General features: G+C 57.2%; 14 protein-coding genes and 1 pseudogene. 9 read left to right on the top strand and 6 right to left on the bottom strand.

Going from position 1 to position 22,168, the window contains the following annotated elements; translation table 11 throughout:
• Window position 1: 1 nt before the first annotated feature.
• From DB48_RS14150 to DB48_RS14135, 4 genes are all read left to right on the top strand, one after another.
• Window positions 2–3,076, top strand: a complete 3,075-nt coding sequence (locus tag DB48_RS14150) for an efflux RND transporter permease subunit (RefSeq protein ID WP_041510878.1) — start codon at window positions 2–4, stop codon at window positions 3,074–3,076.
• Between the two features lie 205 nt (window positions 3,077–3,281).
• The gene (locus DB48_RS14145) at window positions 3,282–3,692 is read left to right on the top strand and encodes a c-type cytochrome domain-containing protein (protein WP_041510877.1); all 411 of its coding nucleotides are present in this window, start codon (window positions 3,282–3,284) and stop codon (window positions 3,690–3,692) included.
• Between the two features lie 93 nt (window positions 3,693–3,785).
• Window positions 3,786–4,118, top strand: a complete 333-nt coding sequence (locus DB48_RS14140; protein WP_041510876.1) for a hypothetical protein — start codon at window positions 3,786–3,788, stop codon at window positions 4,116–4,118.
• Between the two features lie 79 nt (window positions 4,119–4,197).
• Window positions 4,198–4,563, top strand: coding sequence for a hypothetical protein (locus DB48_RS14135; RefSeq protein WP_041510875.1), 366 nt, complete (start codon window positions 4,198–4,200; stop codon window positions 4,561–4,563).
• Window positions 4,564–4,656: 93 nt separating this feature from the next.
• Here the strand turns inward: DB48_RS14135 and DB48_RS14130 are convergent, their stop codons facing one another.
• Complete coding sequence (locus DB48_RS14130; RefSeq protein ID WP_327270817.1) at window positions 4,657–4,965, bottom strand: hypothetical protein; 309 nt, start codon at window positions 4,963–4,965, stop codon at window positions 4,657–4,659.
• Window positions 4,966–5,219: 254 nt separating this feature from the next.
• Between DB48_RS14130 and DB48_RS14125 the strand changes: the two genes are divergently transcribed.
• On the top strand, window positions 5,220–5,759 hold the full coding sequence (locus tag DB48_RS14125; RefSeq protein ID WP_041510873.1) for a hypothetical protein: 540 nt from the start codon (window positions 5,220–5,222) through the stop codon (window positions 5,757–5,759).
• A 232-nt stretch (window positions 5,760–5,991) separates the two neighbouring features.
• Here DB48_RS14125 and DB48_RS14120 read toward each other — a convergent pair whose 3' ends face one another.
• The 3 genes and pseudogenes from DB48_RS14120 to DB48_RS14110 form a co-directional block, all read right to left on the bottom strand.
• On the bottom strand, window positions 5,992–8,391 hold the full coding sequence (locus tag DB48_RS14120) for a zinc-dependent metalloprotease (protein ID WP_041510872.1): 2,400 nt from the start codon (window positions 8,389–8,391) through the stop codon (window positions 5,992–5,994).
• A gap of 227 nt (window positions 8,392–8,618) precedes the next feature.
• A complete protein-coding gene (locus DB48_RS14115; RefSeq protein WP_041510871.1) occupies window positions 8,619–12,311 on the bottom strand; it encodes a response regulator in 3,693 nt (1,230 codons plus the stop codon).
• 232 nt (window positions 12,312–12,543) lie between these two features.
• Window positions 12,544–13,937: pseudogene (locus DB48_RS14110) on the bottom strand (PhoH family protein).
• Between the two features lie 363 nt (window positions 13,938–14,300).
• Here DB48_RS14110 and rapA point away from each other — a divergent pair.
• Both rapA and DB48_RS14100 read left to right on the top strand, forming a co-directional pair.
• Window positions 14,301–17,207 (top strand): RNA polymerase-associated protein RapA, encoded by a 2,907-nt coding sequence (gene rapA, locus DB48_RS14105; protein ID WP_041510870.1) that lies wholly within the window; start codon window positions 14,301–14,303, stop codon window positions 17,205–17,207.
• Between the two features lie 164 nt (window positions 17,208–17,371).
• Window positions 17,372–18,226 carry a DUF3530 family protein gene (locus tag DB48_RS14100; protein WP_041510869.1) on the top strand — a complete coding sequence of 285 codons (855 nt, stop codon included), beginning with the start codon at window positions 17,372–17,374 and terminating at the stop codon, window positions 18,224–18,226.
• A gap of 11 nt (window positions 18,227–18,237) precedes the next feature.
• On the opposite strand, the gene DB48_RS14095 is transcribed toward DB48_RS14100, so the two are convergent.
• Both DB48_RS14095 and DB48_RS14090 read right to left on the bottom strand, forming a co-directional pair.
• Window positions 18,238–18,735 (bottom strand): YqhA family protein, encoded by a 498-nt coding sequence (locus tag DB48_RS14095; RefSeq protein WP_041510868.1) that lies wholly within the window; start codon window positions 18,733–18,735, stop codon window positions 18,238–18,240.
• A 123-nt stretch (window positions 18,736–18,858) separates the two neighbouring features.
• The gene (locus DB48_RS14090; RefSeq protein ID WP_041510867.1) at window positions 18,859–19,668 is read right to left on the bottom strand and encodes a crotonase/enoyl-CoA hydratase family protein; all 810 of its coding nucleotides are present in this window, start codon (window positions 19,666–19,668) and stop codon (window positions 18,859–18,861) included.
• A gap of 405 nt (window positions 19,669–20,073) precedes the next feature.
• On the opposite strand from DB48_RS14090, the gene DB48_RS14085 reads away from it, so the two are divergent.
• Together DB48_RS14085 and DB48_RS14080 are read left to right on the top strand one after the other, a co-directional pair.
• Window positions 20,074–21,069, top strand: a complete 996-nt coding sequence (locus DB48_RS14085; RefSeq protein ID WP_041510866.1) for a response regulator — start codon at window positions 20,074–20,076, stop codon at window positions 21,067–21,069.
• Window positions 21,070–21,082: 13 nt separating this feature from the next.
• Complete coding sequence (locus DB48_RS14080; protein WP_041510912.1) at window positions 21,083–22,054, top strand: GGDEF domain-containing protein; 972 nt, start codon at window positions 21,083–21,085, stop codon at window positions 22,052–22,054.
• Window positions 22,055–22,168: the final 114 nt, after the last annotated feature.

Below are 22,168 nucleotides of genomic sequence, written 5' to 3'. Positions count from 1 at the left end.
GATGAATTTTGCCGAGTATTCGATCACCCACAAGGTGATCAGTTGGATGTTTGCCCTGCTACTCCTGATTGGCGGCAGCCTGTCGTTCCTCAGCCTGGGGCAGCTTGAATTTCCCGAATTTACCATCAAGGAGGCGCTGGTTGTCACCGCCTACCCTGGTGCCTCGCCCGAGCAGGTGGAAGAAGAGGTCACCCTGCCGCTGGAAGACGCGCTGCAGCAGCTCGATGGGGTGAAGCATATCACCTCGATCAACAGCGCCGGCCTGTCGCAGATCCAGATTGAGATGGAAGACAAGTATGACGCCGAGAAGCTGCCGCAGATCTGGGATCTGGTGCGCCGCAAGGTAAGCGATACCCAGGGGAGTCTGCCCAGCGGTGCCATGACGCCTCAGGTGATCGACGACTTCGGCGATGTTTACGGCATCCTGCTCAACCTCAGCGGCGATGGCTACAGCGAGCGCGAGCTGGAAAACTACGCCGACTTTCTGCGCCGTGAACTGGTATTGGTCGACGGCATCAAGCGGGTCAATATCGCCGGTATCGTCGACCAGCAGGTGGTGGTGGAGATCTCCACCCAGAAGATCAACGCCCTTGGCCTGAACCAGGACTATATCTATGGCCTGATCAACAGCCAGAACGTGGTCTCCAACGCGGGTAGCATCCGCGTGGGTGACAACCGTATCCGTATCCACCCCACAGGCGAGTTCGACAGCGTCGAGGCGCTATCGCGCCTGGTGGTGAGTGCGCCCGGCAGTGCCAAGCTGATCTACCTGGGAGACATTGCCAACATCTACAAGGCGATGGATGAGACCCCGAGCAACCTGTATCACAGCGGCGGCAATCATGCTTTGTCTGTGGGCATCGCCTTCTCCAGCGGCGTCAACGTGGTCAAGGTGGGTGAGGCGGTCAACCTCAAGATGCAGGAGCTCGGCGACGAGCTGCCCGTGGGCATGACGCTCACCACAGTCTATGACCAGAGCAAGATGGTGGATCAGACCATCAACGGCTTCCTGGTGAACCTGGCGGAATCGATCGCCATCGTCATCGGCGTGCTGCTGATCTTCATGGGGCTGAGATCTGGCCTGCTGATGGGGCTGGTACTGCTGCTCACCATACTGGGGACCTTCATCATGATGCAGGTGCTCAACATCGAACTACAGATCATCTCGCTGGGGGCATTGATCATCGCCCTGGGGATGTTGGTGGATAACGCCATCGTGGTGACCGAGGGGATCCTCATCGGCCTCAAGCGCGGCCAGTCGCGCCTGGAGACCGCCAAGCAGGTGATCACCCAGACCCAGTGGCCACTGCTGGGGGCAACCGTGATTGCCATCATCGCCTTCGCGCCAATCGGTCTGTCGGACAACGCCACGGGTGAGTTCTGTATCTCCCTGTTTCTGGTGCTGCTGATCTCACTGTTTATCAGCTGGATCACCGCCATGACACTGACCCCCTTCTTCTGCGATCTGCTGTTTAAGGATGGCGAGATCCCGGACGAGGCCGATAGCGACCCCTACAAGGGTTGGCTGTTCCAGCTCTACCGTGCCAGCCTGAGCCTGGCGATGCGCTTTCGCGGTCTGAGCCTGCTGGTCGTGCTGCTGGCCTTGGTAGGCTCTGTCATGGGCTTTGGTCAGGTGAAGAACGTCTTCTTCCCGGCCTCTAACACGCCTATCTTCTTCGTGGATGTATGGATGCCAGAGGGCAGCGATATCAAGGCTACCGAGGCCCTGCTGGGCCGCATAGAGCAAGACCTGCTGGCCGAGCAGCAGAAGCAAGATGCCGGCCTGGTGAACATCACCAGCGTGGTGGGCCAGGGTGCCCAACGCTTCGTGCTGCCCTATGTACCGGAGAAGGGCTATGCCGCCTATGGTCAGCTGCTGATCGAGATGAGCAACCTGGAGACCCTCAACGCCTATATGCGCAGGCTAGAGCAGGATCTGGTACAGCATTTTCCCGAGGCGGAATATCGCTTCAAGTATATGGAGAATGGCCCAAGTCCGGCGGCCAAGATAGAGGCGCGCTTCTACGGCGAAGACCCTGAGGTGCTGCGGCAGTTGGCCCAGCAGGCTAGCGAGATCTTCCTCGCCGAGCCGAGCGCCACCAGCGTGCGCCACAACTGGCGTAATCAGGTGACCCTGGTACGGCCACAGCTGGCGCTGGCTCAAGCCCGCGAAACCGGCATCAGCAAGCAAGACCTAGATAATGCCCTGCTGACAAACTTCAGCGGCAAACAGGTGGGCCTGTACCGCGATAACAGCCACCTATTGCCGATTATCGCCCGGGCACCGGCCGATGAGCGTCTCAATGCCGACAGCATCTCGGCGCTGCAGGTGTGGAGCACAGAAAACAATGTGTTCGTGCCCATCTCTCAGGTCGTCAGCGATTTTGCCACCGAGTGGGAAAACCCGCTGATCATGCGCCGCGACCGTAAGCGGGTGATCTCCGTGTTGGCCGATCCGGTCAACGGCAGCAACGAGACCGCAGATTCGGTGTTTAGAAAGCTACGTGACAAGGTCGAGGCCATCAGCCTGCCTGCCGGTTATGAACTGGAATGGGGCGGCGAATATGAGACCTCAAGCGAGGCGCAGCAGTCGGTATTTAGCTCGATTCCAATGGGCTATCTGGCGATGTTCCTCATCACTGTGTTGCTGTTTAACTCGGTCAGGCAACCCCTGGTGATCTGGTTTACCGTGCCGCTGGCGCTGATCGGCGTGGTCTCTGGCCTGCTGCTGTTCGACGCCCCCTTCAGCTTCATGGCGCTGCTGGGCCTGCTGAGTCTTACCGGGATGATCATCAAGAACGGTATCGTCCTGGTAGATCAGATCAACCTGGAGCTGAGCCAGGGCAAACAGGCCTATCAGGCGGTGTTCGACTCCTCGGTGAGCCGCGTGCGCCCCGTGTTGATGGCGGCGATCACCACCATGCTGGGGATGATCCCCCTGCTGCCGGACGCCTTCTTCGGCTCCATGGCAATCACCATCATCTTCGGCCTGGGCTTCGCCTCTGTGCTCACCCTAGTGGTGCTGCCGGTAACCTACACGCTAGTGTTCGGCATCAAGGTGCCTAAGCACGCCTAGGCGGGCTTCACCCCTTTCCAATTCGCTTCCCGGCGTGCCCGGCTCGAAAGAGTCGGGCTTTTTCTTTGGTTCATCTCAGATTAGCGGCAAGCTGACTTTACACCCACTCACCACAGGTGCCTTGCCTCACTCACCACACAGGAGGATCAGGCACGACGGGACTATACTTAAACCGTAAACATTATAAGGTTATCGGGAGGATACTATGTATGCTCATCACTCCATCGACAGGCGCCTGTTACTGGTAGCGGCACTAGCCACCACGGCGCTACTGGGCTGTGAGCGGCCGGTGAGCTTCTCATCTCAGGTACAGCCCATACTCAACGCCTCCTGCATCAGCTGTCATGCGGGTGCAGGCGAAGGCATGGCAAAAACCCATCTGGCACTGGATAGCTATGAGGGCGTGATGCGCGGCACCCAGCTTGGCCCCGTCGTGGTCCCCGGCAGCGCCGCCTCAAGCACCCTGTACTTGGCGATCGATCACAAGGTCGACAGCAAGATCCAGATGCCCCCTCACCACAGTGATAAATTTGCGCAAGGCGAAGGAAAGCCCCTCAGCAGCGAGCAGATCGCCACGATCAAACGTTGGATAGATGAAGGCGCCAAACAGAACTAGCCTTCTACTCTGCTAACCACCGCCTCCGGGCGGTGGCTTTTTACTAAATTCTGTTATCATCAAACTCACCCTTAAGCCACCGAGTTGAAACCTATGGGTCGTCAGATTTTCCTCTTCTTGTTCGCCGTCAGCCTCGTGACGGGCTGCGCAGCCACGCCCAGCCAAACAGAGGTGGAGCAACAGCGGCTGGGGGTCATGGTGCAGGCGCTGCAACAGGCTATCGCCACCCCCTCACCCGAACACCTAGAGGTGATCGCCCGCTACGGCACGGATTCGCGCTACTATGTGATGGTGCGTGGCTGGCTGGTACAGACCCTAAGCGGCGTCGAGAGCCAGCTGGCGGCCAGTGGCGATGCGGCTCCCGAGGCGATGCGCGCCCAGGCCGAGCATCTCAGGGCCGCCATCAGACGTATCGAACTGGAATAGCTTAGCCCGGATAAATACGCCAATAACGACAGCGTCTGTAACCGCACGACTCAGCAGCAAACCTTTAGAATAGAGCCTTATGAATAAAGCCATCATCGCCACCCTGCTTTCGGCCTTCGTCTGCCCAGGTTCGGGTCACTTCTACCTCAAGCGCTATAACGCAGGCACGCTCATCTCCTGCCTTAGCCTCAGCGGCCTCGCCTACCTCTTATATCAGGCCGTTAAACGCGCCACGAGTGTGTCGGATAAAATCTTATCGGGAGAGCTGCCCCTGGATTTTGGCGCCATCTACGCCGCCATCAGCCAGACACCTCAGGGAAACGAGGCCTTATGGATCGAGGTGGCTACCTGGGCCTTCATCCTCGGCTGGCTCATCGGCATCCTGGATGCCTATCGCCAGGGCAAGAAGCTGATGCGTGAAGAAGCCCTGGATCAGGAAACATAAACTCTCGCCATAAAAGCTGGTCATAAACTCTGGCCATAAAAGCTAGCCATAAAAAAGGAGCCTAATCGGCTCCTCGGTGATCTCAATTCATCTTTAGCTCTGTTTGCTTGCCGCCTGGGTTCGCGAGAAATCGTGTTGAGTCGATCTCGACGCAGGCTCAGTTTCATCGGCGGGGGGATTGTCGGCAAAACGATACTCACTGTTGGCGGCGGTCGTCTTGGAAAAATCGTGACGACTGCTCGATTGCGGCACCAGATTCTGCTTGGCACCTGGGTTGTCGGCAAAGCGATAATCGGCTCTTGCCGCGGCGGTCTTAGAGAAATCCGGTCTCTCGGCAAACGCCTGAGTAGTAACGAGTAGAGAGGCTAAAGCTAAGGTCGTGCTGGCTAACAACTTCATCATGTACTCCAATCTTATTGACCACAATTAGCTAACAAAGATACTAACCTAAACCACACATTTTTTGAACAAGATCACACTAAGGCTTGCAATTTGTTACACTTTTTGCAAGCCTCGGCCCCATGCAGCAAATTTGCTATTTAGACGATTCGCTGGGTAAACTGACTGGGTGCTAGCAGGGCAAATATGGCTGGCACGACAAATTAACGCGTTACGGATAACCCTTAGCCCAGCGCTAAGCAGACAAGGAAATGAGCATGTCGCACCTGATCAAACTGGCGGCCCTGATGGCTGCGCTCTATTTCGGCTACCAGCATTGGTTTGCCCCCTACCCGCTACAAACCTACCGCCTGACTTCGGTGCCCGTCAGCCTCGAGCTGCTGCCTGACCCTAAGGTGCTGCACAAGCAAAACACCCAGGTAGAATTCGAGTCCCTCAATACCCAGAAAAACAGCGATGACAAGCTCACCATGTTTGTGATGACTTTTAAGTCGTCAATGGAGCGTTTCGAGGCTGAAGATCTGGAGTTCTTACCCTATGAGATGGACAAATACACCGCCATGGCGGGGCCGGAAGTGGCCAGCATTCTCGAGGAGATGATCTTAAGCAAAGGCTATATCAATACCAACGGCATGCGTGGCTACGAGGTTGAGATGCGCCTGCCCACGGACGATCTGCGCATGCTGCAACACATCTATATCATAGACGACCACCTGCTGCTCTTGATGGCCAGCTACCAGACCAGCCGCGAAGAGAAGACCGCCCGCAACTTCCTCGATTCGGTGCAGCGCCTCTAATACCCATCACAGTGAGTATGTGATCAGAGATAGCGCAGCAAAAACCTTGAGAATTCAGCAGGATTTTTAGATAAGCAGTTATTCTACAAATAGAAATACATATACCGTAATGAAGGTTTTAACACGCTACAGTGATCAATTATTACGATTGGTATAATTCCAGCCTATGTGACTCGGCCAAGAAAAAGCCCCGCGATGCGGGGCTTTTTGCTAACGGGTGATATCAACCCGCCTAGATGGGCGAGCCCGGCGGCATGGCGAGCGGCTTGTCGATCAGCTTATGCTTGCTCTCTTTCAGCCCCAGCTCTATCCCCTCTAACAACCACTGATAGTGCGCCGACTCATAGTCACTGCTGCGCTTCACCAGACGGCTGAGCTGCTTCTGGGCATAAGCCAGACGGCCCGCCAGCTGCGCCTTCACCTCGGGGGAACTCGCCCCATCATGGTAGCTGGCCAGCAGGGCGTCGATCACCACTGCATTGACCCGCATCCATACTCCCTGCGTCGCCCCATTGGGCGCATCGCTAAACAGGGTCTTAGCCAGCAGCTTATTGACCAGAGTCACCACAGACAGCTGCTCCCTGTCGGCAAAGTAGCCCTGATTGACGCGATTGAGACGCTGAGGCTGCAGCAGCTGCTGACAGGTATGTCGGCTAAGCACCTCGGCCATACCGAGGGGATCGATCACCACACCTGTGGCGCCATCGAAGCTCTCACGGGTGGCGCTATAGTTGCCCGACTTAGGCACCAAGGCATCGGTCACCTTAGTCGGCAAGGCCAGGGCATCTGCACTCAGGCCTTGCAGCAGGGTATCCAGCGCGTTCTTTTGCAGCTCGGGCGCCATATAGTGCCAGCTGCGGCCCCCATCCTGGGTAGAGTAGTTGTAGTCACTGCCGCCGATAAACTTGGCCGCGGCTTCGATCTGATAGCGGGTCAGCAGATAGATGGGCACGAAGGCGTCGCGCAGCTCGCCATAGGGCTGGCCCTGCAGCAGCGCGGCATCGCTAAAGTTGTCGATGGCCACCTCGCGCACCTTGGCCAGACGGCTCAGCTCGGCCACAGGATCCTTGCCATTGTCCCACAGGCTGGCATAGGCCTGGCTAGCACCGGCGCGGCGTGAGTCGGCCTCACCTATATATCTCAGCCCCTGGCGCTCCACCGCCTGCATCAACTCGGTCAGCTTGGCCTGTTGATCCGCCGGGCTAAACTGACCATAGCCATAGGCCACTGTAAACTTATCCCAGGCACCAACGCCTTCATCGTAAGGAGCGGAGATATCTATCTTGCCGCCCTTGAGTGTCACCTTAGGGTGCGGGTAATCCATCACTGAGGCGTTGTCGTTGCTCGACGCGGCGAAGTTATGGTCCAGACCCAAGGTATGGCCCACCTCATGGGCCGACAGCTGGCGAATGCGCGCCAGCGAAAGGTCTGTCACCGCCTGAGCCGCGGCCTCTCTGTCTTCCCAGCCTGCGGTGAGACCGCGGGCGATGAGATGATCTTGCCTGACACGCTGACTGCCCAGGGTCACATGGCCCTTGATGATCTCACCTGTGCGCGGGTCGGCGATGGCGCTGCCATAAGACCAGCCGCGAGTCGCCCTGTGTACCCACTGGATCACGTTGTAACGAATGTCCTGGGGATCGGCATCTTCCGGCAGCAGCTCCACCTTGAAGCCGTTGATAAAGCCCGCCTCGTTGAAGGCACTCTCCCACCAGCGAGCCCCCTCTAGCAGGGCACTACGAATAGGCTCTGGCACGCCGGGATCCAGATAATAGATGATGGGTTTGACCACCTCGCTGGGGGCGTCACCCGGGGTCACCTTCTCTAGGCGATGACGCAGCAGATGGCGCTGCACTATGTCGCTGTCTATCTCCGCGGCATAGTCCAGGTATTCGTCGGACAGGTAACCGCTATTGGCGTGGTAGGCCCTGGGTTGATAGTTATCGTCCGGCAACGCGACGAAGGAGTAACGCATGCGCAGCGACATCTGCTTACCGTCGGGGGTCACCTGAGCCACCTGAGGCCCGGCCTTGGCGCCCTTGAAGGTGAGCAGCACATCGACATCGCTGTTACGCTCGAAGGACTTAACCCCCTGGGGCAGGATGAGTGAGGTCTCCTTGTCCAGCTGATAATTGCCCTGCTTGGTCTGCTCCAGGGTGTCGACTATGCCATGCAGGTCGCGCAGCACCAGATCGTTGATCGCCACCAGCGCCCGCTTGCCCTCAAGTACCTTGCCGCGCCAGAGCACAGACTCGGCGAAGGCCTCTTTGACCGCCCGCTGCTCGGCGCCGTTGTCCGTGGTGGCGCGGTAACGGGTGTTAAGCTGTTTCAGGATGAGATAGGGCCCGTGGCGTTCAAACTGCACCAGGCGAGTCATGCCCAGTTGGCCGCGATCCAGGCCGATATCGTTAGATCCCACCCCATGGGGCAGGCTGGTCACCAGCAGAAAAGGTTGATTGAGGCGTGAGGCCTCGAGGTAAAGATCGCCCGAACCTTGCTGATAGAAGAGGTTAATAAAGCCTTTAGCGGCCTGACTGCTCTTGATCACCTTAGCGCTGTTTTCGGCGGCGAGCAGGGGACCCGTCGGGACTAGGGTTAAGGCAAGGGCCAGCGCGAGTGTAGAGGGTCTCATGTTATCTCCTTGCTGAGACATTAAATGCGAGACTTAGGGTCTGTTTATTGTTCAAATATTATGCGTCTCGTGAATATCAGTCGCTTAGCTTAACAGGTCTCAATTCTCGCTCAAGTGCAAATAATTCACCCCGGTCTGATTGCCGCGTCGACCCGACCAGCGTCGAGCGTGTCGACTATAAAAAAAGGGGCCTAAGCCCCTCTCTTGTAGCAGCTTCACCGCCAAATTTAGTGACGCACTATCCACTGCGCCAGGGTGTCGAACAGCTCGTTGAGCACTATGGGCTTAGTGATGTGGGCGTTCATGCCCGCCGCCAGGCTCTTCTCGCGATCACCCGACATGGCATGGGCCGTCATGGCGATCACCGGCAGCTCCTCCTTGGTGTAGCGCTTGCGCAGCTCCTTGGTGGCCGTCAGACCATCCATCACAGGCATCTGAATATCCATCAGCACGGCGTCATATTGCTTGGCGTCCACCATGTCCAGGGCGACCTGGCCGTTTTCGGCCACATCTACCTCGTAACCCGCGCTCTTAAGCAGCTCGGTGGCCACCTGTTGGTTGATGAAGTTATCTTCCACCAGCAGGATCTGCCCAGATCCCGTGGCCTTGCCTTCCACCGGCAGGGCCGCCGCAGGATTGATCTTAGGCTTGTCGATGAAGGCTGAGATAATCTCGTCAAACAGGGCCGAGGCCTTAAAGGGTTTCTGCAACATGGCGTAGATGTCGAGATCGTCCAGATCTTCCTTGAGCGGCTCCGAGGCGTAGGCGGTCATCATGATGATCACCGGGCGCTTCTCCAGGCGACCATCGGCCACCATGGCGTCCAGGGCCTTGATCACCTCGACCCCATCCATCTCAGGCATCATCCAGTCGAGCAGCAGGAGATCCACCGGCCTGTGCTCCAGCTTGTACAGGGCCTCGGCGCCGTTAGAGGCGGTATCCACGTCGAAGTGGAAGTCGCGCATGGCGGTCGAGTAGATCTGCAGCGCCGTCGGGTTGTCGTCCACCACCAGTGTCTTCAGGTTACCTATCACCTCGGGCACGATAAGGGGTTTCACCTCGGCCTCTTCGGCGATCTCGAAGCTGATGGTAAAGCTAAAGGTACTGCCGACCCCCAGCTCACTCTGCACCTGCATGGTGCCGCCCATCATGGAGACCAGATGCTTACTGATGGAGAGACCCAAGCCTGTGCCACCGTACTTGCGGGTAGTCGAGCCATCGGCCTGGGCGAAGGCGTCGAACAGGCTCGCCTGCTGCTCCTTACTGATCCCTATGCCGGTGTCGCGCACCCAGAACTTGAGGGTGATACGATGATCCCGCTCGCCCACATCTTCACAGCCCAGCTCGATTTCGCCGCTCTGAGTAAACTTGACCGCATTGCTGAGCATGTTGATCAGCACCTGCCCCAGACGCAGGGGATCCCCTTCGAGGATAAGCCCGGCGGTAACAGGGGCATAAAGCAGCAGCTCGACGCCCTTCTCCTGGGCCTTGAGGGCGTTGAGGTCCAGGGCATGATCCAGCACCTTGTCCAGCGGGAAGGCGACCCGTTCCAGCTCCAGCTTACCGGCCTCGATCTTAGAGAAGTCGAGGATGTCGTTGATGATGCGCAGCAGGGATTGCGCCGAGAAGCCCGCCTTATCCAGGTAGTCCGCCTGCTGCGGCGTCAGCTGAGTGCGGCTGGCCAGCTGCAACATACCGATAATGGCGTTCATCGGCGTGCGGATCTCGTGACTCATGTTGGCCAGGAACTCACTCTTATACAGGTTGGCCGATTCGGCGTCCTGCTTGGCCTCCAGCAGCGCCACCTCGTTGCTCTTATGGCGGGTAATATCCTTGTGGGTACCCACCATACGCTTAGGCTGATTGTCAGAGGTGAACTCCACCACACGGCCACGACTGAGTACCCAGTGGTACATGCCGCTCTTGCCGCGCATACGGAATTCGATGTCGTAGGCGCCGATAGGATCCGCCAGATACTGCTCGCGGTACTCCTGCACTCTAATACGATCGTCCGGATGCACCAGCTCGTCAATGGTCGATACCAGGGCCGGGAATTCGTTGCTCTTATAGCCGAGCATAGAGTAGTAGGCCGGATTACAGATGATCTGCTCAGAATCCAGATACCAGTCCCACAGGCCATCTTCTACCGCGTCCATCGCCAGGTGATAACGCTCCTCCGACAGCCTGAGCTGCTCGGCGGATTCATATTCTCGGGTCACGTCACGCCACACGGCGATAAGCCCCAGCAGTTCGCCACGGCGGTTATAGAAAGGCAGCTTGAGGGTGTCCAGCAGCACCGGCTTGCCCGCCAGCTCCACCTTCTCCTGATACCTCAGCGGCGTACGCTCGGACAGCACCCGCTCATCTTCGGCGCGGATCCGCATCGACTGCTCGTTGCTGGTCATCGCCTGGGAATCCTGGCCAATCATCTCGCTCTCGGTGTAGCCCAGCATGCGCTCGGCCGACTTGTTACAGCCCAGGTATTTACCCTCTTTATCCTTGAAGATGATCGCCTCTGGGATGGAGTCCAGCAGGGATCGCAGCAGGGCGTATTCCCGCTCGCGCCGCTCAGTGGTCTCCTTGAGACGCTCGGTGCGCCGCGCCACCAGATTATCCAAGCGACGGTTCTGCTCGGCCAGATGCCGGGTATATTGCTGGTTTTCTTCGAAGATACGACTCACCAGCTGGAACCATGGCTCCCAGCCCTGGGTGATCTTGGCCGGTGGCTTGCGCGGCTCCTGAGAGCAGCCCTCGAGGTGCGACAACAGGCGCGACGCCGGGTTAACGAAGGAGCGGCGGGTCTGCCAGTGCACTATGGTCACCAACACAGACAGGGCGATCACCACCAGCAGGAATGTCAGCTCCAGCTTCTCCCAGGAATCCTTAAACAGCTCATTCTCGTCCTGCAGGTAGAGCAGGCGCCAAGGAGCGTTTTGCAGCGCCACCGAGTGGATATAGTAGCCGTTACGCATGATCCCCTCGTGGGCATCGAACAGCTCTGACTCGGGCACCGAATGCAGCGCCGAGGGGATCTTCTGGCTGATATGGAACACCCGGTTGATGTCGGCGGCGTCGATATCACTGTGAGAGAGAATATTGTTTTGCTGATCCAGCAGAATAACCGTGCCCGGCATCTTGAAGTAGAGGCGGATCTGCTTGTCCAAAGAGGAGAGGGTCATATCCAGGTTGATCGAGCCGATAAACTCATCTTCCAGATAGATAGGCACACCGACAGTGGTTAGTAGCCCCTTGCCGTTAGGCTCCACATAGGCGGGGCTCCAGGCCACGCTGCGCTGTGGGTTCATGGCGGGGGTGACCAGCTGGAACTGCTGCTTCTTCAGCAGCTCGTCGCGAAAGCGTTGTTCGTCCGAGGGCCAGGGATAGTAAGACATCATCCTGTGTTTGGAGATGTAGTAGATGGAGGAGGCCTTGGGCGCCGCCTGTCGGGCGACCGGGAAGGAGAGGGAGAGCTCGAACAGCATCTCCAGCTCCTGGTAAAACTTGTCGCTGCGGCCGTTGAGGGAGCCCGCCCCGGTGATCCGCCCCATGTTGGTGAAGGGCTTGCCGCTCTGGGCATAGCTGGGCTCTAAGGTAAAGAACTGGCCGCTCTCGTTAAACTTCTCATACTGGGGCAGACGATCGGTACGCACCAGCTCGCCCAGACGCAGGTGATCCACCGCGACATTGCGCAGGCTCTTCACCGCGCGGATGCTGGATTCCAACAAAAGGTCGATCTGCAACACGTGACGCTCGACCAGCTCTTCGCGCTGCTCCATCATCTGGGTCTTTTGTCGCTCGAAGAAGATCCAGGCCGTCAGCAACGCCATGATGATCACGCCGATATAGGTATAGAAAACCGCGCGATTGTAGTTTTTTTGAATCGGAGACTTAAGCTGTAAGTCCGGCTCTGTCGACTTCATTGATTACCTTTGAAAACAAGCATCTGCCCTTGGGGTTAACCTGAGCGGCGCATCATATTCTGCATATAGTATCAGGAAGCCAGCCCAATGGAATACAAAGGGGAGTCGCTTTTGCCAGAATGATCTCAGTTGGCCTGGGCCGACAAATTGATGCAGCTGCCTAGCGCTGCGCTTTCTTTAGACAAAAGACTCCACCCTGGGAGCCTTTTATCGTCATTAACCGTCTCAGCGGCTATAGGTTTTCCTCGGCAAACTCGGCCAGGCGAGAGCGCACCACGCCGTTGAGGTAGACGTTGGCACTGCCATCGAAATTTTTAAAGCGCTCGACGATATAGGTGAGCCCCGAGGTCACCGCCGTCAGATAGTTAGAATCGATCTGCGCCAGGTTACCGCTACAGATCAGCTTAGTCCCCTCGCCCATACGGGTGATCATCGTCTTGATCTGCGAGGCGGTCAGGTTTTGACACTCATCCAGCAGGACCACAGAGTTCTGTATCGAGCGTCCACGCATGAAGTTAATCGACTTAAACTGTATGTTGGCCTTGTCCATTATGTAGTTCATGCTGCCACTGGGGTTGACGTCATGCTTGTGTAACACCTCCAGGGTATCTGTGATGGCCGCGAGCCAGGGCGCCATCTTCTCCTCTTCGGTGCCGGGCAGGAAGCCGATAGATTCGGCGATCTCCGGCGTGTTACGGGTAACGATCACCTTGTCGTAGAGGCCCCGCTCCACCACCATCTCCAGCGCCGCCGCCATGGCCAGCAGCGTCTTACCACAACCGGCTGGGCCGGTGAGAATCACCAGATCGATATCTGGGTCCAGCAGCGCCTGCATCGCCATCCCCTGGTAGATATTTTTGGGCTTGATGCCCCAGGCATCCAAATTGAGCAGGCGATCACGGCCAAGATCCAATATCTCCAGATCCTCGTCGTTATTGCTCAAGACCCGGCCACAGAAGTTAGAGTCTTCGTCGATAAGATATTGGTTGGTATAGAAGTTTTCCTCACCCACCTCCCTAACCGGCACCCTATGCACCGTATGACGCCCCTGGGTTTCGGTATTCACATGCTCCTTGCGCGCCCAGAAATCCCCGTCAAACTGGTGAAAACCTTTGGTGAGGAAGGAATGTCGTCGATCAGCTGGTCGGTGCGGTAGTCTTCGACCAGGTTAATGCCGGCGCCCTTGGCCTTGAGGCGCATGTTGATATCTTTGGTCACCAGCACCACATGGCGTGGGGCAAACTGCTTCTGCAGATGCAGGGCGGTGTTGATGATGCGGTTGTCGTTGTTGTCGCCGGGCAGAGATGCCTGGGTAAATTCGAGTTGATGGTCGGGGAAGATCGAGAGGGAACCTACTGCGTCACCGTGTCCTTCGCGTTTGGGTAAGGGCACCCCGCTGACAATCTCTTCTGGGGTGGTTTGCCCACCGAGTATGTCTTCCAGTGCGCGAATGGCGACTCGGGCATCTCGGCTAATATCTCGTTTCCTGTCTTTGATCTGATCCAACTCTTCAAGGACAGTCATGGGGACTACGACATCATGCTCCTTAAACGAATAGATGGCTAAGGGTTCATGCAGTAACACATTGGTATCCAGTACAAACAACTTCTTGTCGTCTTGTTCCATGGCGCCTCCACTTGTGCGTAGGGTGTTATATTTGTAGTCAAGCGAACTGAGCGGGTAATTAGCCTCCTTCTCTATCAGTATAGTGACGCGCAACAAAGCACTTAGCGGTTAAATCCATACTGACACCAAAATCTCACGGCTTCAACGGAAACTTGCCCAGAAAATCGCCCGACCCAATTTGAGACTGGTGGCCTAAAATGACATTAAGATGACAAGGCGGGTGCCAGCCGATCCGATTGGATAATTTGTAATCTTTAGGCTTTTTAACGAGGCAATTACGGGTCAGATGTGTTCGACATCAAAGCCTCGATTGGATAACATACGCGCCCTTTCGTGATTCACCCTGTAGATGAGAATTTGTAAATGCCCTTTTCCTTAGGTCAACGTTGGATTAGTGATACCGAATCGGAACTCGGTTTAGGTACTGTCATTGGACTCGAAGGCCGTATGGTCACCCTGATGTTCCCCGCCACTGACGAAAACCGCATGTTTGCCCGCGACGATGCCCCGCTAACCCGAGTGATCTATAACCCCGGCGATATCATCGAGAGTCACGAAGGCTGGAGTCTCAAGGTCAGCGAAGTCGAAGAGAAGAACCAACTGGTGATCTACCACGGTATCCACACGGAAACCGGCGAGGAGGTCAGCCTGCGCGAGACCCTGCTCAACCACAATATTCGCTTCAACAAGCCCCAGGACAGACTGTTTGCCGGCCAGATCGACCGTCTCGACAGATTTGGCGTGCGCTACCAGAGCCAGCTACTGCGTCACAAGCTGGCCACCTCAGATCTGCTGGGCCTACAGGGCCCGCGCGTAGGCCTGATCCCCCATCAGCAGTGGATTGCCCATGAAGTGGGCCAGCGCTTCGCACCGCGCGTCCTGTTGGCGGATGAGGTAGGCCTGGGTAAGACCATCGAAGCCGGCCTCATCATTCACCAGCAGCTGCTGACCGGCCGCGCCGAGCGTATCCTGATCATAGTGCCAGACACGCTGCGCCATCAGTGGTTGGTGGAGATGCTGCGCCGGTTCAACCTGCGCTTCTCAGTATTCGACGAAGACAGATGCGTCGAGGCCTATGCCGACCACGACAACCCCTTCTACACCGAACAGCTGGTGATCTGCTCACTGGAGCTGCTGCGTAAGAAGAAACGCCTGGACCAGGCGCTGGATGCCGACTGGGATCTCATGGTGGTCGACGAAGCCCACCACCTAGAGTGGACCGAAGAGGAACCGAGCCGCGCCTATCGCGTGGTCGAGGCCCTGAGTGAAGTGGTCCCCGGCGTGCTACTGCTGACCGCGACCCCGGATCAGCTTGGCCACCAGAGTCACTTCGCCCGTCTGCGTCTGCTGGACCCGGATCGCTTCTACAACTATCAGGCCTTCCTCAAAGAGGAGGAGAGCTACAAAGAGGTGGCCAGTGCCGCCGATGCCCTGGCCAGTGGCAAGCGTCTGCCCGACGAGGCCGTTGCCAGCCTGACCGAGCTACTCAACGAGAAAGATATCACCCCGGCGCTGCGTCTGATCGAAGACGAGAGTGTCGATGATGATCAACGCGAACAGGCCCGTAGCGAGCTGCTACAGGAACTGCTGGACAGACACGGCACCGGCCGCGTGCTCTACCGTAACAGCCGCGCCTCGGTGAAGGGCTTCCCGACCCGTATCTTCAACGCCCATCCACAGACCATGCCGAGCCAGTACGAGACCGCCGCCCGCGTATCAGAGATGATGGGTGGCCAGACTGATCTCACCGCCAAGGTGAAACAGGCGCTGAGCCCGGAAAAACTTTATCAGGCGTTCGAGAGCGATAGCGCCAGTTGGTGGAAGTTCGATCCTAGGGTCGACTGGTTGATCGATTTTCTCAAGAATCATCGCAGCAAGAAGGTGCTGATCATCGCCAGCCAGGCGGAGACCGCCCTGAGCCTGGAAGAGGCGCTGCGTACCCGCGAGGGCATTCAGGCTACCGTGTTCCACGAAGGCATGTCGATCATAGAACGCGACAAGGCGGGCGCCTACTTTGCCCAGGAAACCGGCGGCGCCCAGGCGCTGATCTGTAGCGAGATCGGCTCAGAGGGCCGTAACTTCCAGTTTGCCAGCCATCTGGTGCTGTTCGACCTGCCGCTTAACCCGGATCTGCTGGAGCAGCGTATCGGTCGTCTGGACCGTATCGGCCAGGCCAACGATGTCGAGATCCACCTGCCCTACCTGGCGGGCACGGCCCAGGAAAACCTGATGAACTGGTACCACAAGGGACTCAACGCCTTTGAGCAGACCTGCCCGACTGGCCATATTCTGTTTAACGAGTTTTCCGACGAGCTGCTGACCCAGCTGGTATATCGCGACGAAGATCAGTTCACCCAGCTGCTCAACCACACCCAGACCCGTTACAAGGCGCTAAAGAAGGCGATGGAACAGGGCCGCGACAAGCTGCTGGAGATCAACTCCCACGGCGGCGCCAAGGCGCAGAAGTTGGTGGAGAGCCTGGCGGCCCGCGACCAGGACACCCAGCTGATTGGCTCTGTGATCCGCCTGTGGGACATCATAGGTGTCGAGCAGGAAGATAGCGGCGAGAACGCCATCGTGCTGCACCCGAGCGAGCATATGATGTTCCCCACCTACCCCGGCCTGCCGGAAGACGGTATTACCGTGACCTTCGACCGAGAGATGGCGCTATCCCGCGACGATATCGCCCTGATCACCCAGGAGCACCCGCTGGTACAGACGGGTCTGGATCTGATCACCTCCTCCGAGACAGGCACCACCAGCGTGGCCGTGCTCAAGAACAAGGCCCTGCCGGCAGGCACAGTCTTTCTTGAGCTGATCTACATGGCCGATGCCTCGGCGCCGCGTTCGAGCCAGCTCTACCGCTACATGCCGCCTACCCCGGTTCGAGTGTTGCTGGACAAGAATGGCAACAACCTGTCGGAGAACGTCAGCTACGAGAGCTTCGACAAGCAGCTGAGTGCGGTCAACCGTCACATCGCCAGCAAGCTGGTCAACGCGTCGCAGACCATACTGCACCCGCTGTTTGCCAAGGGGGAAGCCTTTGCCGAGGCGGCGATGAAACAGCTGACCGAAGAGGCCAGCGCCAGGATGACCCAGCAGCTCACCGCCGAGCTGGAGCGTTTGGAGGCCCTCAAGGCCGTCAACCCCAACATCCGTGACGAGGAGCTGGAGCACCTGAGAAATCAGATGGTCGAGCTGGGCAACTACCTAGATGGCTGCCAGCTGCAACTGGACGCCGTGCGTCTGGTCCTGGTCAGCCATGCCTAATTCCAGTCACGCATAAGTTCAGTCCCTAAGACGACAGCTAGTCCCTCCTATCGGCACCGACCCTGGTCGGTGCCAGCTTCTTTCGCATTTTATCGCCATTGGTAAGCAGTTAGGCTTATACTGACGCCATAGTCAAAGTTAACGCCAGATGACCCAATAAGCCGATGAATCTACGCACCACACTGCTTATCCTTACCCTGTTTCCCCTGATGGCTTTCGCCCAGCGCAATGCCATGCAAGACTATGATTACCTGCCGCCAACCGAGGTGGCTAAAATCACGGTCGAGGGCACAGAGCAGCCGGTATTGGTGCGCCCCTGGCAGGGACGAAATCAATATGGCGCGGCGGTATTGTTAGGGGATCTGGGCGAGGATGCCGACCCAGAAGGCCTGCTCGCCTTTCTCAGACGCGATCTCACGCCCAAGGGCTGGGCGACCCTGAGCATAGGTGCGCCCCAGGGTGCATCACAGCCCAACCATATCACCGATGCCGGTGAGATCCCCAAGCCCGGCGAGGCGCAGCTCAGCCAGAAGCGTGATCAGAGCCTGCCCAAATACAGCCAGGAAGATTGGACGGCTCTACGGGAGAAACAGAAAACCGCCCTGAGTCAAACCCTGGGGCAGCTCGACGGTTTGGGGAAGGCGTATCCGGGTAAGCGGATGCTTATCGTCAGCGGCCAGAGTGCCGGCCTGGTTATCGAGATGCTGACCGCCGCCGCGCTGCCGAGCCCGGATCTGCTGGTGGTGATCAATCCCTATCTGGAACTTGAGGCGGAGAATCGCGATCTGGCAGGCAAGCTGGCTAAGCTCGAGCTGCCGGTATTGGATATTCAATCCCCCGACGGGCTACCGGCCTCGCTGGCAACTCAAGATACCCGCAAGGCCCTCTCCCCCATGGGGCAGCCACTGCGTTATGAGCAGCAGCGACTGGCGTTAAACCTGGATCAGCCCACAGCCTGGCAGGAGGTACTGATCCTGGTTCAGGGCTTCGCCCAGCGTATCCTGCGGGCCTATCCCTAAGGCTTAGAGGTTTACTTCTTATCTTTACTCAGCATCAGCGCCAGGGCGATCAGCACGACTATGATGCCCATGTAGAGCAACTCCAACATGGAGGTCGGCTTCATCTCGGTAAAGTAGGAGAACACCTTAATGATCAACATCATGAGGATCACTTTACCCAGCTTGCTCTTGAGCGAATCTATGCTGCTGATCACTAAGATCTTACCACCGGCGACGCTATCTTCCGCCGCCTGCAGGTTGCTGATAAACAGCTCATAGAGACCAAAGGCAAAGATAAGCAGCACAGACCCCAGCAGGAAGGTATCTAAGATCTCCACCACCACCATCACTAGGTCGTTACGTACCTCGTAACTGCCGCTGATCACATAGTCCCACAGCAGGTCGACCATGTGGATAACATCCTTGATGCCCATGACAAACACCACAAGGGCCGCCAGCACACAGGCAAACACCCCTATCATCACTGAGAGGCGGCTACTCCAGAGAAATCGTTCAAACCCTTGTCGCATTATCCAGCTTTCCTTTATCAAAATTTTGGCAGCAGGATACTAGCGAGCCTCGGGGTGTTCGTCTCGCCGGGCGAGAGGTAGTGTGAAGCCGATCACATTGAAAATCTGTTGTGACTCATTCAGTTAACGCCACCAGGGCTGACGCGGCTGGTACCGACGCTCAGGATCTTTGGTCTGACGTAGGGCGGCAATCAGCCGGTTCTTGCCCACAAGCAGACGCACCTGACTCAGGGACTCACGGGCCAGCAGGCTGCGCTCACCGGCGCGCCAACTCTTGTTGATGCTGAACTTGATCGCCGCATTGGCATCGGGCGAGGTGTTGGCCAGTCGATGTGCCAGGGCCTCTGCGGCCTCCCGCGGCGCCTCGCTCACCTGGGTCACCAGCCCATGGGCCTTGGCCTGCTGGGCGTCGATCACCTCGGCCGTCATGGTGAGCTGCATGGCGATATCCTTACCCACTAATTCTCGCAGACCGACTAAGCCGGCCATATCGGGCACCAGTCCCCACTTGGCCTCCATGATAGAGAGACGACAGTCTGGCGCGGCGATACGCATATCCGCCCCTAAGGCTATCTGGGTACCGCCGCCATAGCAGATCCCCTCGAGCACGCAGATCACAGGCACAGGCAGTCGGCGCCAACCGATCGAGACCCGCTGCGCCAGATTGGCATTGCCCGGCAACCACTTAAACAGCAACTTAAACGCCTGCATCGGCGACTTCATCACGCTGGCCACATCCAGGCCGGAACAGAAGTTACCGCCGCTGCCGGTTAAGATCACCACCCGTACATCCCGGCGCTTGGCGATATGCTTCTGCACCTTAACGATAGATTCGAACAGTTCATAGTTAAGGGCGTTGTACTTTTCCGGCCGTGACAGCTCTACCCAGGCGATGCCTTCGGCTATGGTCAGGGTGACGTTGGGGTGTTGCATTCCTTTACTCCTCAATCGCTGCGCTTAAACTCTGCTACTGGTCAGTCCAGAAGGGAATGTAACACATTTGGCAAATATCCCTAAAAGATATAACATGAGTCCGTTTTTTGACTGGCGTCAAAATATTGCCACCAAAGAGTTTACGGTTGTTAATCAAGCTGATAGATAATAACCTTTGGACAGAGTTTGTCATTTACCTGCTCCCGCTACCCGCGCCAAGCTGGCTCGGATGCCTGGAGATCGGGTGAATGTCCCGGTAAATGCATCAGCAACAAGCCCCGTTAATCCCTGTCGTTACCAAAGACAAAACCGATAAAACTGCCTCAGGATGAAGCTTTTCGCCACCAAGCAAGTGATTTGGTGTTATCTTCTAATAATGAAGGCAGATTAGGATGTTATAACTAGATGTCGATCCCCGTACTCATATGCGATGACTCCGCACTCGCTCGCAAGCAGATGGCCAGAACCCTGCCCAAGGAGTGGGATGTCGAGATCACCTTTGCCAACAATGGCGCCGAAGGTATCGAGGCGATCAGGGCCGGTAAGGGCGAAGTGGTCTTTCTCGACCTCAACATGCCGGTGATGGATGGCTACGAGGTACTGGAAACCATTCAGAAAGAGGATCTGCCCGCCCTAGTTATCGTGGTGTCGGGCGACATTCAGATCAAGGCCCACGAAAAGGTGAAGGCCCTGGGTGCGCTGGACTTTATTCAGAAGCCCGTCAGTGCCGATGCCATCAGCAATATCCTCCAGGAATACGGCATACTCACCATCGCCCTGGGCGAGCAAGAAAACGACAACCCCATGATCGAGGTGGATCTGCGCGACGCCTGTCAGGAGGTCGCCAACGTAGCCATGGGCCGCGCCGCCGATCTGCTGGCCAAGCTGCTGGATGTCTTCGTGCTCTTGCCCATCCCTAACGTCAACGTGCTGGAAGTCAGCGAGCTCACCATGACCCTCAAGGCTACCGAGCGCTACAGCACGGTATCGGCGCTGTGTCAGGGCTTTATCGGCGCCGGAGTTGCCGGCGAGGCGCTACTGCTGTTTCACGACTCCTCCTTTCAGGACATGGCCAAGCTGATGGGACTGGCAAACCCTGAGGATGCCAATACTGAAATAGAAGTGATGATAGACACGGGCAACGTGTTGATCGGCGCCTTTCTCAGCGGCATCTCAGAGCAACTGCACATGAAATTCAGCCAAAGCCATCCCGTGGTGCTGGGGCGCCACTGCACGGTGAACGACCTGATCCACGACAACTCGGAGAAATGGTCCCGCACCCTGGCGATGGAGATCAACTACCGCATCGAAGGCCATGATATTCAATGCGATCTCCTCTTGTTATTTACCGAAGAATCTTTGCCGACGCTTAACTATAAGCTGGGCTATTTGCTGGATTAAGTTGGATCAAGATATGCCATATGACCAAAGCGCGATGAACGAACTCCACTGGCTAATCGATATGGTGCAGACCATAGAGGTCGGCCTGGTCGTGTTGGATCGCGATTACAACATCCAGCTCTGGAATGGTTTCATGGAGAACCATAGCGGCATCTCACCCAACTCCATCAAGGGCAAGTACCTGTTCGATCAGTTCGACTACCTGCCGGCGACCTGGCTGAAACAGAAGATGGAGTCTGTCTTCCTGCTGAAGAATCGCGCCTTTATCAGCTGGGAGCAGCGCCCCTATGTGTTCAAGTTCGGCAACTATCGTCCCATCACGGGCCGCGCCGACTTCATGTACCAGAATGTGACCCTGCTGCCGCTCTCCTCGCTCACCGGCCAGATCACCCATATCAGCATGATCATCTATGATGTCACCGATGTGGCGATCAACAAGCTGCAGCTCAAGGCCGCCAACGAGCGCCTGGAACACCTGAGCCAGACAGATGGATTGACCCAGCTGCATAACCGCCGCCACTGGCAACTGTGTATGCAGAAGGAGTTCGACCGCCATGCCCGCTATGGCGAACCCACCACGCTGGTGATGTTCGACATCGACCACTTTAAACGCATTAACGACACCTACGGCCATATCGCCGGTGACAAGGTGATCCAGCATGTGTCCCATATCCTGCGTCAATCCCTGCGGGACACAGACTGCGCCGGCCGCTACGGCGGCGAGGAGTTTTCCGTGGTGCTGTCGAACACCAATGCCGAGGCGGCACTGCATTTTGCCGATCGTCTGCGGGAGAAGATTGAAGCCTCGGAGCTGAGATTCGAGAGCGCCATCCTCAAGGTGACGGTGAGTATCGGCATCTGCGGCATAGACGAACACCTGAGCAACAGCGCCCAGTGGCTGGGTCAGGCCGACAGCGCCCTCTATCAGGCCAAGCAGCAAGGGCGCAACTGCTGCGTCATCTTCAAACCAGGCGAGGCAGACTAGCCCGCCACGACTAAGCGATAAGTATTAAATGGCAAGAGGTCACAGCGTGACCGTCACAGCCAGGCCATCACAGCCAGGCCATCACAGACACAAAAAAAGCCCATCATAGATGGG

Source organism: Shewanella sp. cp20 (assembly GCF_000832025.1).
Taxonomy (GTDB): Bacteria; Pseudomonadota; Gammaproteobacteria; order Enterobacterales; family Shewanellaceae; genus Shewanella.
The sequence above is the reverse complement of the archived record's forward strand: the minus strand, read 5'-3'. Positions and strand labels throughout refer to the sequence as shown.